The sequence below is a fragment of the Chryseobacterium rhizoplanae genome (assembly GCF_900182655.1).
GTDB classification, from domain to species: domain Bacteria; phylum Bacteroidota; class Bacteroidia; order Flavobacteriales; family Weeksellaceae; genus Chryseobacterium; species Chryseobacterium rhizoplanae.
This window is the reverse complement of record NZ_FXTC01000011.1, coordinates 110,074-124,012: the sequence shown is the minus strand read 5'-3', so window position 1 is coordinate 124,012 and position 13,939 is coordinate 110,074. Positions and strand designations below refer to the sequence as shown.

At 37.3% G+C, this 13,939-nt stretch carries 15 protein-coding genes; 3 read left to right on the top strand and 12 right to left on the bottom strand.

Going from position 1 to position 13,939, the window contains the following annotated elements:
- From FN817_RS19805 to FN817_RS19760, 10 genes are all read right to left on the bottom strand, one after another.
- Window positions 1–525, bottom strand: coding sequence for a hypothetical protein (locus tag FN817_RS19805; RefSeq protein ID WP_317129988.1), 525 nt, complete (start codon window positions 523–525; stop codon window positions 1–3).
- 35 nt (window positions 526–560) lie between these two features.
- Window positions 561–1,058: a hypothetical protein gene (locus FN817_RS19800; RefSeq protein ID WP_142719441.1), complete on the bottom strand. Its 498-nt coding sequence runs from the start codon at window positions 1,056–1,058 to the stop codon at window positions 561–563.
- 104 nt (window positions 1,059–1,162) lie between these two features.
- On the bottom strand, window positions 1,163–3,442 hold the full coding sequence (locus tag FN817_RS19795; protein WP_228451617.1) for a cation:proton antiporter: 2,280 nt from the start codon (window positions 3,440–3,442) through the stop codon (window positions 1,163–1,165).
- A gap of 96 nt (window positions 3,443–3,538) precedes the next feature.
- The gene (locus FN817_RS19790; RefSeq protein WP_142719440.1) at window positions 3,539–3,928 is read right to left on the bottom strand and encodes a hypothetical protein; all 390 of its coding nucleotides are present in this window, start codon (window positions 3,926–3,928) and stop codon (window positions 3,539–3,541) included.
- Window positions 3,929–4,039: 111 nt separating this feature from the next.
- Window positions 4,040–4,750: a LytR/AlgR family response regulator transcription factor gene (locus tag FN817_RS19785; protein ID WP_142719439.1), complete on the bottom strand. Its 711-nt coding sequence runs from the start codon at window positions 4,748–4,750 to the stop codon at window positions 4,040–4,042.
- Window positions 4,725–5,498, bottom strand: a complete 774-nt coding sequence (locus FN817_RS19780; protein ID WP_081983612.1) for a histidine kinase — start codon at window positions 5,496–5,498, stop codon at window positions 4,725–4,727. The genes FN817_RS19785 and FN817_RS19780 overlap by 26 nt, the downstream gene beginning before the upstream one ends.
- A 15-nt stretch (window positions 5,499–5,513) precedes the next feature.
- Entirely contained in the window at window positions 5,514–5,885 is a 372-nt protein-coding gene (locus FN817_RS19775; protein WP_047423718.1) for a DUF4258 domain-containing protein, read from the bottom strand.
- Window positions 5,885–7,075: an alanine dehydrogenase gene (locus tag FN817_RS19770; RefSeq protein ID WP_142719438.1), complete on the bottom strand. Its 1,191-nt coding sequence runs from the start codon at window positions 7,073–7,075 to the stop codon at window positions 5,885–5,887. The genes FN817_RS19775 and FN817_RS19770 overlap by 1 nt, the downstream gene beginning before the upstream one ends.
- Window positions 7,076–7,142: 67 nt before the next feature.
- Complete coding sequence (tsaE, locus tag FN817_RS19765) at window positions 7,143–7,550, bottom strand: tRNA (adenosine(37)-N6)-threonylcarbamoyltransferase complex ATPase subunit type 1 TsaE (RefSeq protein WP_142719437.1); 408 nt, start codon at window positions 7,548–7,550, stop codon at window positions 7,143–7,145.
- A gap of 2 nt (window positions 7,551–7,552) precedes the next feature.
- Window positions 7,553–8,158 (bottom strand): transglycosylase domain-containing protein, encoded by a 606-nt coding sequence (locus FN817_RS19760; protein WP_167498901.1) that lies wholly within the window; start codon window positions 8,156–8,158, stop codon window positions 7,553–7,555.
- Between the two features lie 141 nt (window positions 8,159–8,299).
- On the opposite strand from FN817_RS19760, the gene dnaG reads away from it, so the two are divergent.
- From dnaG to FN817_RS19745, 3 genes are all read left to right on the top strand, one after another.
- The gene (gene dnaG / locus FN817_RS19755) at window positions 8,300–10,285 is read left to right on the top strand and encodes a DNA primase (protein WP_047423715.1); all 1,986 of its coding nucleotides are present in this window, start codon (window positions 8,300–8,302) and stop codon (window positions 10,283–10,285) included.
- Between the two features lie 112 nt (window positions 10,286–10,397).
- Window positions 10,398–11,084 (top strand): ATP-dependent Clp endopeptidase proteolytic subunit ClpP, encoded by a 687-nt coding sequence (gene clpP / locus FN817_RS19750; RefSeq protein WP_034726592.1) that lies wholly within the window; start codon window positions 10,398–10,400, stop codon window positions 11,082–11,084.
- A 346-nt stretch (window positions 11,085–11,430) separates the two neighbouring features.
- Window positions 11,431–12,699, top strand: coding sequence for an esterase-like activity of phytase family protein (locus tag FN817_RS19745; RefSeq protein WP_142719435.1), 1,269 nt, complete (start codon window positions 11,431–11,433; stop codon window positions 12,697–12,699).
- A 90-nt stretch (window positions 12,700–12,789) separates the two neighbouring features.
- Here the strand turns inward: FN817_RS19745 and tpiA are convergent, their stop codons facing one another.
- The gene (gene tpiA, locus FN817_RS19740) at window positions 12,790–13,548 is read right to left on the bottom strand and encodes a triose-phosphate isomerase (protein ID WP_142719434.1); all 759 of its coding nucleotides are present in this window, start codon (window positions 13,546–13,548) and stop codon (window positions 12,790–12,792) included.
- A 42-nt stretch (window positions 13,549–13,590) separates the two neighbouring features.
- Entirely contained in the window at window positions 13,591–13,938 is a 348-nt protein-coding gene (locus FN817_RS19735) for a TerB family tellurite resistance protein (RefSeq protein WP_142719433.1), read from the bottom strand.
- Between the last annotated feature and the right edge of the window lies 1 nt (window position 13,939).

The window sequence follows — 13,939 nt, the reverse complement described above, 5'->3', positions numbered from 1 at the left end:
TTATGGCTTATTTGCTTTAATAATATTCAGTCTTTCTTCCACCTCATTGATTCTCTTGAGCCAATAGTTGATTCCTTCCTGATTGGTCACTGTTTCTTTGAAAGCATTACGGCTTACAGCCCATAGATGTGAGCTGTTCTTTTGATAATCCAGTTCCCGTTCCTTTTTATTTTCAGGTTCTATCCGGTATCTCCAGAATACGAGGGATTTCATATACTCTGAACGAACTTTTTCCAGATAATCAATAATGGCTTTTCTGTCCTGCGGAATATATCCGGGACCAGAGCATCCACATGAATGAAAAGTGATTCCTACCGTATACAAATCACGGATGTGCGCCCATTGTTTGTCGTCATTTTTCGGAGGGGATTTAAAATCAAGTCCCATATTGGCCATCAGGTTTCCACATTCGGGGCACTTGGCTTCCACCGAAGTCTGAGCATCCCTATCCACGTCTTTCAGGTGGCGGCGTTTGAATGTTTTCTGGCAGTTAAAACAGGCATAATGTCCTTTGTAAACCATCATGGCATATCGGCACATAGTAAAATCTTATTCTTTGGTTATAAGTTATTTTTTATTTGTTTTTCCTCTTCATTAAAATTGATTCCCATCAGGCTGGCGGCGCTTCTCGGGTCGTAGACCGACCACACATCTCCCCAGGGAAATTTGAAGGTGCAGCTTGGGTAAGGTTTTTTCTTTTTTTGGGTTGGAAGCATTTCCAGGATTTGGATAAGAAAAGTATTGTTTCTGTGAAAAACGTTCATTTCTTTTTCCTCGGTCCATTCATTCCAGTCTTTGGCATCACCATTTTCCCATGTGTTCATATGGATGATTTCCAGCTGATCTTCAAAAAAGCATAAGCTGAAAGATAACTGGTACCCCAGTACTTCTATATGCTTAAAATAATACCAAAAATACCCGGTTTTTACATCCCACATATTATGATATTGTTCTTTATAAAAATCAGTCTGCTTCAGCTGATCAGGACTCATTCCCCGATAAAGCCGTGTATTGAAGGTTTTCAGCTCTATAACTCCATTTTCACTGTTAATCAGCATGTCCCAAAAAATTGAAGCTATAAATATACCCGTTTTTTCTTTACAGACAACGAATAATATTTACAGCTTCTGGTAGAAATAGAAATATCGGTGTGTTATTTTGGCTATGGGTTTGAAATTATTAATGTAGAAGGGATATCAGAAAGCCAAAGACTTTTTGTATCAATCAGATTTTTCCAGCTTTTACTGCTGATCAGCATAAGATCCTGAGCGTTCAGAAATTCTTTCTCAATCTTTTTCTCATTGTATAGCGTAATATGATTAGGGGCTACCTGTTCAATACTTCTGATAAGTTCCTTTACTTCAATATTGTTTCGGATCTGTCCTGCAGCATCCAGAATGATAATCTGAGAATTGTTGTTATTGATCAGTCTTTTCGCGTATTCAAGAAGATAAAAATCACTCAGATTAAAGATGGGCACAAATACTTTATCCGCTGCTTTAAAATCTTTTTCCACCAAAATTCCCACAGGAATATTGGTTTTGTCCAGGATCTGAAGGGTGAAATCGTCAAAAGGAGAATTGTTGAATATATTTCCTTTACCTTTCACTGTATTCAGAAGTTTTTCAGGATTGATGATTTTGGTTGTAAAACCCAGTAATCGTCCTAATAAACTTCCTTCATACATGGATTTTCCAAGCATGATCAGCAGAAGGTCATAATGTCCTTTATTGGTAATGCTGGTAAGATCACTTTCAATATCGGTAGAGGCTTTGAAGAGGGTAGTTACTTCCAGATTAAGATCGTGAGAGGTTTCAATGACGTTTTGGAATTGCGAATCCTCATACTCATTGATATCGTAGGCATGCATTTCATCTACCGGGGCAATATTCATAGCAGTGATACTTTTATTGCCATTCATCTTATGGGTAAAATTGTGAGCTAGTTTTAAGAGAGTGCTTCCTGATTCCGGTTTATCAAAAGAGAGGAGAACACGATACTTGGAATCATTTTCATGAATGGGCTCGTCCTGATTTTTTTTAGATTTAAAAATGAAATTAATAAAGTCTAAGGCTGGCCCGGTCATAAAAGTGGTGAAAAGGGCCATGATGACTAGCATTGCGAAAATTTCAGGGCTCAAAACTCCAAGGTCATATCCGATGTTCAGTACGATAAGTTCCATAAGACCTCTCGTGTTCATCAGAGCTCCGATCGTTAAGCTTTCTTTCCAGTTAATGCCTACAAATCTGGCCGTGAGTGCACTCCCTGCAAACTTTCCAAGAACAGCGGTCAGAATAATAAATCCTGCCGTCATCCATAGGTGGCTGTCATTCAGAAGTCCGATTTGGGTACGAAGTCCTGTAAATACGAAGAACAACGGAAGGAGAAGCACCAAAGCCACATCTTCTACTTTATCAATAAAAAGAGTACGGAATTTTGTATTCTCAGGCATAATAGCTCCTGCCATAAACGCGCCGAATAACGCGTGAATACCAATTACTTCAGTGGCATATGCAGATAAAATAAGAGTCAAAAAGAAAATAGCGACCATTGGTTTACTGATTGTATTTTTCCCTGCCTGAAGGTCCCCGATTCTTTTCAGGAATGGTCTGACAATTTTTATTATTAAAAATACATAAGCAATGGCCATAATAATTACATAGATGGAGCTTGCAAAAGAACCTGCCTTTACAATAGCAATTACTGCAGCAAGAATGCACCATGCCGTAATATCATCTGCAGCCGCACAGGTAATAACAATAGTTCCCAGTTTGGTTTTCTGGAGATTTCTCTCCTGTACAATTCTTGCCAGTACCGGAAAGGCTGTAATACTCATAGAAATAGCTATGAATAAGGCAAAAGAAGTAAACTGGATACCTTCAGGTGCAAATTCCTGGTAAACAAAATAAGAAAGTCCTATTCCCAAAGCAAAAGGAATAATAATACTCGCATGGCTGATGACTACAGCATCATGAGCTTTTTTTCTTAATACACTCAGATCCAGTTCCATTCCAACAATGTACATGAAAAGGATAAGACCTATCTGACTCAGAAACTGAAGGTTGCCTAATGATTCTTTTGGGAAAAGAAATGCCGAAAACTCAGGGAAGTACATTCCCACAAGTGATGGCCCCAGCACAATACCTGCAATCATTTCTCCAATTACCGTGGGCTGTTTTATTTTCATGCAAATCCATCCGAAAAGCCTTGCAGTCATAATGATAGTGACGATTTGCACCAATAATAATGCAAGCGGATGATGAAGATTGGTTTTAAAAGATTCCAGGAAATTTTCCCAGGTAGAACCACTGCTGGTTTTAGCAACGATATTTTCTTTTACTTCCAAAGTCTGTCCTTCAATAATGAAATAATACATCAGACACGAAAAAACAGCGATGGTAGTAATGTAGAAAATTAAATTTTTGTATTTCCCCAAATTCATGATTCCAATATTTTATGCAAATTTGATAAGAATATAGTTATGTTAAATATTCTTTTTTTTAAAATGTAATGAATGTTCTAAAAAATGTAATAAAATCTATCTGAAAGAATAACCGAGCCCGATTCCTATTCTCCAGTTGCCATTCTGATCAGCCGTTTTGGTATTATAGTAAGCCGGAATCTGAAGGGCAACCTTTTTATAAATCATGGTAAGACCAGCACCCAATGTGGGCATAATAGGACTGTTTTTTGTTCCCGATGAACGGTCTTCTTTAATTCTCAGTGAAGGAAGCATTCCCAATACGAATTTTACATTGTGGTGGGTAATACTTACATTGGGTCCGGTAAAGTTAATAAAAGCACCATGATCTACATATCCGGCCACTGCTATTCCGTCAAAAAAAGATACTTTCATTTTTGAAGGTGTCTCCTGGGAAAAACACAAGCCGGATATGAGAAGTCCTGCAGCATAGAAACAGTTTTTCATTATACAATCAATTAATTCTGTGCAAAAATAAATGGATTGTATGTTGAAAAAGAGGGGTTGTAATAAAGCGTAGAAATTCTGTAACGAAACCCTGAAGATTTGAAAAAGGACTTATTTCCCGAATAGCTCCATCAGGGAACTTTTGTAGGCATCACCGATCTGAAGTTTCAGAAAAGTATGGTCTTCAGTGGCAATTGTGGTAATAATTTCGTTGGTTGAAAATACTTTAATGGAAGAAAGCGCAATGATTTCTTTTTTGTTAACCTGGGCAAAATCTTTGGCAGGAAGCATTTCCAGAAGGTTTTTAAAATTCAGGTTTTTAAGAACGATTGTGGTTCCGTCACTTAGGATGATATCTTTATCCCTGCTGTCGATTTCGGAAGTTTTAATATAAGAAATCTGTTCTGTAAATATGACGGTTTTGCCGATATTGGTATTCCATTCAATAAAAGCTTTTTTACGGCTGTCTTCCACCAGTTCTTTAGCTTTTTCGAAAGCCTGGATCAGTCTTTCTTTTTTGATGGGTTTTCTTACATAATCTACCACATTCAGGTCAAAAGCTTCGGCTGCATATTCTTTATAAGCCGTTGTAAAGATGATTTTCTTGGAACCGGAAATAATTTCGGCTACCTGAAGACCAGTCATTCCGGGCATTTCAATATCCAGAATGCACAGATTGCAGTCGATGTTATCTATTTCGTTCAGAAAGATTTTAGGATCATTGAATGCTTTTACCACTTCTACATTGTCGATCTGCTCGCATAGAAGTTTTAAATAGCTGATAGCCAATAATTCATCATCCAGAATAACGCATTTTATCATAGAATTCTCCTAAATTGATTTTTAATTCTGCAGTGAAGATTCCGTTTTTTGAACTTCTTTCCAGCTGGTAGTAAGTGCTGTAGATCATTTTAAGCCTTTGATCAAAAGACTGGCTTCCGAAACCGCTTTTTTCCTTTTCCAGAATATTCTTTAATGAAGCTTTATTACTTACCTTCATTGTGAAAATACCGTTTTCAAGCTCCATATAAATGGAAATAAAAGAGTCCTGAGCCAGGAAATCCGTATGTTTAAAGGCATTTTCAATAAGATCCACAGTGATCAGCGGAGCAAATACCTTTTCTTCATACAAAGAATCAGACTTGTTGATCCTTGATTTGATTCTGAAATCGAAAAGAGGATTGATCTTTATTTTATTAATTTCAATAAGGCTTAATGCAAAATTGAGTTCCTCTTTCGGGCTTACATACTTATTATTGCTTTCATATAAAATATAATCCAGCACATTCGCCAGCTTATCCAGTGACATATACGTCTGATAGGCATGAGACTGAACCGAATTAAGAATATTTTTAAACAAATGCGGATTCAGCTTTGTACCGATATGTTCCAGACGGACTTCATTCAGGCGCTGTTCAATAAGTTTGTTGGTTTCCGATAATTTGCTATTTCTCTTTTTCAGTTTCTCATGCTGGCTGAAAAGGTAAATACTGGTTGTCAGAAACAGGAAAATGGCAAAAACTCCGATGAATATCAGATAGTCATGAATCATGTAGTAATTGCCGTCCATACTATGGTATTAAAACTATTTAAGTTTTTTAAGGCTGTTTACCATCACCGTTTCTTCACATTTTTCATAGGTGATCTCGTAAGACGGATTTTTTTCGGGATAGGTTAAAAGATAGCTTGGGCAGGGTTTCTTTTGTGCATGGCTGCGGTCAAAATCTACTTTCCCGTTGGTAATGATGCTGTCTTTTATAAATTTCTCATCAATCTTATAGGCTGCCATTGCGCTCTTAGCCTCGTCAGAATATTTGAACTCTTTGGAAAGGCTTTCAGCAATAACACGGCTGTTCGGTAGATAGCCGCTGCAGCTTGCCCCTTTTTTGTTTAAAATAAAAAATACGATCAAAAGCCCCGGAACGAAGCCTATTGCATAAAATTTCAGTTTCTTCATTAGAAAATTAAAAGATTGATATCGTGGTACGTAAGTCCGAAACGGTCGCAGATGATCTTCTTGGTATGTCTTCCTTTGTACATATATAAGCTCTGCTTCATTTCGTTTTTGCGGATCAGCATGTTTTCAAAGCCGCCCTCTTCGTCATAATTTAAAATATAGGAAAGGAAGAAATTCGAGATGGCCTTCGTGGTAGTTCTTGGCATTCTTGAAGTAAGGTTCGGAAGTCCGCAGTGGATGACACCGTGTTTGATGACATATGGATCTTCCATGGTAGTGAGTTCAGAGGTTTCAATAACTTTACCGTTATCTATGGTAATATCGATAATGACACTGCCTTTTTTCATTTTCATCACCATATCTTCAGTGACGATAGGAGTCATGTTCAATCTTGGCAGCGCTCCAATCACCACATCAGCACGTCTTAAACTTTTGCTGAGTTCTTTAGGATCAATAATGGAAGTCGGTACCCGGCTGTCAACAATCGTATGAAGTCTTCTCAGCTTTGATAAAGAGTTGTCGAAAACTTTCACACTGGCTCCTAAACCTATTGCTGCTTTTGTAGCAAATTCACCTACAATTCCGGCTCCAAGAATTACTACTTCTGCAGGCCTTACTCCTGTAATACCTCCAAGCATTAGTCCGTTTGATAAGGCCAATAATTCTGAAGCATATAAAATAGAAACAGTTCCTGCAATTTCCCCGATTAATCTTACCAGTGACAGCTGTTTGTATTCATCAACGATAAATTCAAAAGCAATGGCATTTATTTTTTTCTCTGCGAGCTTTAAGAAATATTCTTTATCCCTGAGGTTGATCTGAAGTGCTGAAACCAGATAAGTATTAGGTTTCATATACTCAATTTCGTCTTCAGTAGGAGGGTTGATCTTCAGAATAAGATCCTGTCCGAAAGCTTCCTTAGGATCATTGGTGATCTTCGCTCCTGATTCGGAATATTGTAAATCTGTAAAAAACGAACCTTCCCCGGACCCGGATTCTATAATAATCTCATGGCCGTGCTCTACCAACACCTGTACGGCGTCAGGAGTGATGCAGGTTCTCCTTTCGTTGAGACAGGTTTCTTTAGGAATTCCAATACTGAACTGTTTTCCCTTTTTAATAACCTCCAATTTTTCCTCTTTCGGCATCAATTCTTCTTCTGTGAAAGGAGTAAAAATATTTGTACTCATCCTTAAATTAAATTATGTCTTACAGATTGTTATTTACACTCAATTAATGAGCAAAGATACATAATATTTAATCGAATGAAACTTCTCTGTATTCACCCGTGTTCACAATACTCATTGTGTGATAGTTGAGACCATAAAGCTCCTCTTCATACACTTCCGGCCATTCGATAATGCATAAAAAAGAGTTGTCCAGATATTCTTCAATTCCGATATCATAGACTTCTTCAATGTTTTTTAAGCGGTAAAGGTCAAAATGATATACTTTCCCTTTTTCCGTATTGTATTCATTGACAATAGAGTAGGTAGGAGAATTTACTTCATCCTTGCTGCCCATATTTTTAAGCAGAAATTGTGTGAAAGTAGTTTTCCCGGCTCCCAGATTTCCCTTTAATAAAAGAATATTATGTTTTAATTCCGGAATGATGCTGTCAACAACTTCCTGCCAGTCTTCGATTGTATTGATGGAATAATTCATCTTTATTTTTTCAAATTATTTAAATATAAATTATAAAAATAGGTTGCTCTTTCCTTTGTATATTCAGGATTTCTATAGCGATTACTTTTACGGGGATTATTGTACAGAGCAAGTATTTCTCCCATTTCAAGAGGTTGCAACTCTTCAGCCTGTTTATTAAACACAGATCGAGAAACCTGTTCAATACCTTTATTATTATTTAAGAAGTCAAAATTACTGAAATTAAAATTCAAACAATCTTCCTGACTATAATTTTGCTCAATATATCGTATAAGAAGAAAATAATCTAATGTTGATTTATTTTGAATATCCAGAATGGGCATAATTCTGTTACCAGTTTGACGGCAAGGGCATTCATTTGCAGGTAAATTCGAGTGAGTAATGGATTTTATATAAAAATTCCATGAATTTTGCAATGTAGAATTTGGATACACAGTATTATAAAAGTTGACGAAGTTTCCTGGTAATTTTTTACTACTTCGCATATACCATACAATTTCTCTTTTATTATCAGTATTTAAAATATAGATGCCTCCAAATTCCAAATAGAGAAGTAATAGAATAAGTAATGTAATTATAAAAAGTAAAAATCTTTTTAGATATTTCATGGCAAACAATTTCATGGTTGTTCAAAAATAGCTAATCAATGGCAAATTGTATAATTATGATTGTATTTATTATTCCTAATAGACTAAAGTCCTCTTACTTTAATACTTCCTACTTCTCCATAAATTACTTAATTTTACAGCATGATTTCCAAACAGACCATTGATAAAATATTCTCCACAATCCGCGTTGAAGAGATTGTGGGTGAGTATGTGCAATTGAAAAGAGCAGGGTCTAACTTTAAAGGACTCAGTCCTTTTCATGAAGAAAAATCTCCAAGTTTTGTTGTTTCACCAAGCAAACAGATCTGGAAAGATTTCTCAACCGGAAAAGGAGGGACGGCAATTTCTTTCCTTATGGAAATTGAGAACTTTACCTATCCTGAAGCCCTTCGCCACGCAGCAAAAAAGTACGGAATTGAAATTGAAGAAGATCTGCGTGAAATCTCTGAAGAGGCAAAACATGCACAGACTGAAAAAGATCTTTTATATAAAATTCATGAGGTTGCCAATACGTATTTCCAGGAAATTCTTTGGGATGATCATGAAGGGAGAAGCATAGGACTTTCTTATTTTAAAGAGAGAGAACTTCGGGATGATATTATCAAAAAGTTCCAGTTGGGATATTCACCGGAGAAAAAGAATGCTTTTACTGCTTATGCACTGGAAAAAGGGTACAACAAAGAAATTCTTGAAAAATCCGGACTTTCTATTTTCCCGGAAAATACTCCTTCAGGTGTTGACCGCTTCAGGGAAAGAGTTATTTTCCCTATTCACAGTTTTTCCGGAAGAGTATTGGGTTTTGGGGCAAGGATTCTTAAAAATAATGTTAAGACTGCAAAATACCTCAATTCACCGGAAACGGAGATCTATCATAAATCCAATGTCCTTTATGGATTAAACCAAAGTAAGCAGGCAATTTCAAGGAAGAACGGCTGTCTTTTGGTAGAAGGATATATGGATGTGATTTCACTTCATATGTCCGGAATTGAAAATGTGGTGGCCAGTTCAGGAACTTCTTTGACAACGGAACAGATCAAACTGATAAAAAGGCTTACAGAAAACGTAACGATTCTTTTTGACGGAGATAACGCCGGTATCAAAGCCAGTTTCCGAAGTATTGACATGCTGCTTACGGAAGGAATGAACATCCGTGTCTTGCTTTTCCCTGATGGGGATGACCCTGACTCATTCGCCAGAAAACATCCGCAGGAATATGTAGAAAAGTATATTGAAAATGAGGCGATGGATTTCATCGACTTTAAAGCGGAAATCCTGTTGAGGGATGTTGGCAATGATCCTATTAAAAAAGCAGAAGCAATAAGGGATATCGTAAAATCTGTTTCTTTTGTACAGAATGCACTGAAAAGGGAAGTTTACCTTAAAGAGGTTTCCAATAAATTCGGACTTTCTGAGCAGAGCCTTTTCAATGAACTGGATGTTCAGAAGCAGATCACACAGAATCAGACCCACCATGTTCAGCAACAGCAAAAAGAGAAGGCAGCTCCGAAGATGGAGATTGTTCCCTTGGAAAAGGAAAAAGAAGATCCTTTCCTGTTTGATGTACTGTTCATGGAGAACAAGCTTGTAGAGCACATGCTGGCATTTGGGGATATTATTCTGAAACGTAGAAATGAACAGGGTGAAGAATATCAGATTACAGTCATTGAGGAAATACTTCATCATTTTGAAGAAGAACAGTATACGTTTTTAGTCAAAGGCAATGAAATCATTATCACTCAGGTGAGAGAGGGAATTCAAAAAGATGAGCTCAGAAGTGGAAACTTTTTTGTATCTTTTATGGATGAAGAGATTACCACAAAGGTGGTGGATGCCTTGATTCCGCTGGACGATCTTGAAAACTGGGCTTCCAGAAATATTTATCCTCCCAATTACGGGGATAAAGTGGCAGATCAGATCCAGGGAGATGTTTTATTGCATAAATACAGGTATATTGATTATTTAATTACAGAAACAGATAAAGAGCTGGATCTGTACAGAGATACTGATGAAGTAAAGTACTATGAGCTCATCAAAAAGATTACCTTATTGAAACAGGCTTCCATGCGATTGAGTAATATTATCGAATATTCGCCTATCAAAGGAATCTATGGAGATAGAAAAAGATAATTTTTAAGTCAGTTTTTTTCATATTCTGTGACAAAAAGTCCTATAAAATTTTAGGAATAAATATTGTAATTTAAACTTCGAGAATAGTATAAAAATAATACATAATAGAAATATGGACATTAAAAAAGATTTCAGAGATTTCTCTGTAAAACATTTAGGAAACAACGGTTTGGTTACCGATCAGTATATGGGAATGTATGGCCCAACGAATCTTACTCCGTACATCATGGAAGAAAGAAGATTAAACGTTGCTCAGATGGACGTTTTCTCCCGTTTGATGATGGACAGAATTATCTTCCTGGGAACGGGTATTGATGATCAGGTAGCAAACATCGTTACGGCACAGCTTTTATTCTTAGAAAGTGCAGACCCATCAAAAGATATTCAGATCTACATCAACTCTCCTGGTGGAAGTGTTTATGCAGGTTTAGGTATTTATGACACGATGCAGATCATTAAGCCGGATGTAGCGACAATCTGTACAGGTATGGCTGCTTCAATGGGAGCCGTATTATTGGTTGCCGGAGAAAAAGGAAAACGTTCTGCGCTTAAGCACTCAAGAGTAATGATTCACCAGCCTTCAGGAGGTGCGCAGGGAGTTGCTTCTGATATGGAGATCAACTTAAGAGAGATGCTGAAACTGAAGCAGGAACTTTATGAAATCATTGGTCACCACTCAGGACAAACGTATGAGTGGGTAGAAAAATCTTCTGACAGAGATTACTGGATGACTTCTGAAGAAGCGAAAGGCTACGGAATGGTAGATGAGGTTCTGCAAAGATCTACTGAGAAAAAATAATTGATTGCAAAATCATAAGAAACCGCACCCATCTGGTGCGGTTTTTTTGTTGGCTTAATTTTGGATTTTAAACTGTATTGACTGTTCAGATTCCTATGGAATTCTCCGCTGAAGACGTAAAAATTCCCCTCCTTTGGAGAGGTGGCGAAAATTCAAAGAATTTTTGACGGGGTGGTTTCCATATCCTCATAAAAAAGAAACTGTCTTAAAAGTCAAATTATTTGATTTTTGTCATTGGCTGCATAGAATCTTAATCATTTTATAATTCTATTGTTAAAATACAATTATCATTATATTCAAGATCAGTTTATAATCAATCTCTATTTTCGCAGCCATAAAAGTGAATATGAAAAAATTACTATGGTCTGCTGTAGTGCTGGCAGTATTGGCTTCATGTAAAAGTGATGATGATACCACAATAATTAATCAGGATATTAATTATTCCAAACTCCCTCAGGAATTTCCATTTACAAAACTGGCTACGATCAACGGAGTAGATGTCATCAATGGCGGATTTGGCTCCGGAGCGGCGGCTCACCCCACAAGAAAAGGTGAATTCTACGTCATAACAGACAGAGGACCGAATACTGATTTCCAGAATGGTAAAAAGTTTCTTGCTCCTAACTTTACGCCTACTATTATGCATTTTAAAATCAATGCTGACGGAAATGTAGAGGTAATCAAATATATTAAACTTAAAAATCCATCCGGGCAGCTTATTACAGGATTACCAAACCCTGTAGGAATGGGCAGTACCGGAGAAATAGCTTATGATGCTTCCGGAAATGTTTTAGGGACAGATCAATATGGGTTAGACAGCGAAAGTATTGTAGCAGCAGCTGACGGTACATTCTGGGTTTCTGATGAATACGGACCGCACATCGTTCATTATAGTGCAGACGGGATCGAAATGGAAAGAATAAGCCCGGTAGGTGTAAATACCGGACCAAGAAAACTACCTGCCGTTTTAGCGAAAAGGAGAGCCAACAGAGGAATGGAAGGACTTTGTATTACTCAGGATGGAAGAACGCTGGTAGGAACCATACAGTCAATGATGCATGTACCCAGCAAAGCATTGGCAACCAATACTACTTTAACGAGAATTGTCACATTTGATATTATTACTGGGCAAACCAAACAGTTTTTATATAAGCAGGACGGAGGCGCTTCTGATTCAGTGTGTGACATTACAGCCTTAAGTAACAATGAATTTCTGGTGATTGAAAGAGATGGAAATTTCGGATCCCAGGGAGGAATTAAAAAAGTATACAGAATCAACCTGAGCAATGCTTCCGATGTGAATGGAACTGACATTAATGCAGTTGACGGAATGAAAATCAATGGAAAAGCCTTAGAGCAGTGTTCATGGGACGAGATTACCAATGCGGGGATAAAAGCTGTTTCAAAAACATTAGCGGTGGATCTGGTTGCAAAACTGGGCTATGAACATGATAAGTTTGAGGGAATCGTTTATTTGGGAAATAATAAACTGGCTGTTTTCAATGATGATGACTTTGGGGTAGTGGATGATGGAAATGGAAACCCGAAAGCTAAGATTCTTCCTAAAACAGGGAAGGTAGACAAAGGAACTATGTACGTAGTCGATATTCAATAATTAGATTTTTTTAACGGAAAACGGCGGCATCGAAGATGTCGCCGTTTTTATATCAATAGGAACAGACTTTAGCCACCTATTATTTCAATATTAGTTAAAACCTTCAATAATCTTAGAGAAATCCTCTAATTTCAAAGCAGCACCTCCAATCAGACCTCCGTCGATATCCGGCTGAGAGAAGATTTCTTTTGCATTGTCCGGCTTTACAGATCCTCCGTAAAGGATTGAAATTTCATCAGCAACTTCCTGTCCGTATTTTGCAGCGATGATACTTCTGATGTGTGCATGGATTTCCTGTGCCTGCTCAGGGCTTGCTGTTTCTCCTGTTCCGATTGCCCAAACAGGTTCGTAAGCGATCACTACCTTCTTGATCTCTTCAGCAGAAAGTGTGAAAAGCGCTACTTCAGTCTGATTTTTTACCACTTCCAGGTGCTGTCCTGCTTTTCTCTGCTCAAGAGTTTCCCCGTTACAGTAAACAGGAATAAGACCTTTGTCAAGCGCTAATTTGATTTTTCTGTTACAGTGAGAATCTGTTTCTCCGTGATACTGTCTTCTTTCAGAGTGCCCGATCAATGAACCGGTAGCATCAATAGATTCCAGCATACCAGCAGAAATTTCTCCAGTGTAAGCACCACTTTCATGCTCACTCATATCCTGAGAAAATACCCCGATTTCATCCTTTTCAAAGATGTCTTTTGCCATCATTAAATATAAAGATGGTGGAGCGATCCAAACCTCACAGTTGGTAGCATTGTTGTTTTTATAGCTTAGTAACTGAATCATCAATTGTTGTGCATCAATTACATTTTTGTTCATTTTCCAGTTGCCTGCAACTATTTTTCTTCTCATAAGATTTATATATTGATTGATTTACTTTTAGTGGTTGTAGTATTATAATCCCCAAAGGTTTTTCAGCAGAACGTAGAACGTATGCTCCTCTTCAGTTACTTTATTATCCGCTTTGATCAATGATTTTGCAAACTGAACAAACTTTACACGTTCATCTTCTGTAGAATCATCATGGAAGCATCTTGCATGGAATTCAAAATGATCTTTCCATTCTTCAGGCTGCAAAAGAGCTAATGTGTCTAGTTCATTGTCAAGATTCATTCTGAAGGGAAATTCATCAGCCAGGTATTGTTGTACCAGCATTCCTTCCTCAGGAGCAAACTCTCCGTCTACAGAAGAAAGGATCATTAATAAGTGATATCCGGCAATTGATTTATTTGATTTTTGCATG

Coding starts and splice junctions, on each gene's coding strand:
- tpiA (WP_142719434.1), bottom strand. CDS start 13,548: ATGAGAAGAAAAATAGTTGCAGGCAACTGGAAAATGAACAAAAATGTA.
- FN817_RS19805 (WP_317129988.1), bottom strand. CDS start 525: ATGATGGTTTACAAAGGACATTATGCCTGTTTTAACTGCCAGAAAACA.
- FN817_RS19735 (WP_142719433.1), bottom strand. CDS start 13,938: ATGCAAAAATCAAATAAATCAATTGCCGGATATCACTTATTAATGATC.
- FN817_RS19800 (WP_142719441.1), bottom strand. CDS start 1,058: ATGCTGATTAACAGTGAAAATGGAGTTATAGAGCTGAAAACCTTCAAT.
- FN817_RS19790 (WP_142719440.1), bottom strand. CDS start 3,928: ATGAAAAACTGTTTCTATGCTGCAGGACTTCTCATATCCGGCTTGTGT.
- dnaG (WP_047423715.1), top strand. CDS start 8,300: ATGATTTCCAAACAGACCATTGATAAAATATTCTCCACAATCCGCGTT.
- clpP (WP_034726592.1), top strand. CDS start 10,398: ATGGACATTAAAAAAGATTTCAGAGATTTCTCTGTAAAACATTTAGGA.
- FN817_RS19795 (WP_228451617.1), bottom strand. CDS start 3,442: ATGAATTTGGGGAAATACAAAAATTTAATTTTCTACATTACTACCATC.
- FN817_RS19775 (WP_047423718.1), bottom strand. CDS start 5,885: ATGAAGAAACTGAAATTTTATGCAATAGGCTTCGTTCCGGGGCTTTTG.
- FN817_RS19780 (WP_081983612.1), bottom strand. CDS start 5,498: ATGGACGGCAATTACTACATGATTCATGACTATCTGATATTCATCGGA.
- FN817_RS19745 (WP_142719435.1), top strand. CDS start 11,431: ATGAAAAAATTACTATGGTCTGCTGTAGTGCTGGCAGTATTGGCTTCA.
- FN817_RS19785 (WP_142719439.1), bottom strand. CDS start 4,750: ATGATAAAATGCGTTATTCTGGATGATGAATTATTGGCTATCAGCTAT.
- FN817_RS19760 (WP_167498901.1), bottom strand. CDS start 8,158: ATGAAATATCTAAAAAGATTTTTACTTTTTATAATTACATTACTTATT.
- FN817_RS19770 (WP_142719438.1), bottom strand. CDS start 7,075: ATGAGTACAAATATTTTTACTCCTTTCACAGAAGAAGAATTGATGCCG.
- tsaE (WP_142719437.1), bottom strand. CDS start 7,550: ATGAATTATTCCATCAATACAATCGAAGACTGGCAGGAAGTTGTTGAC.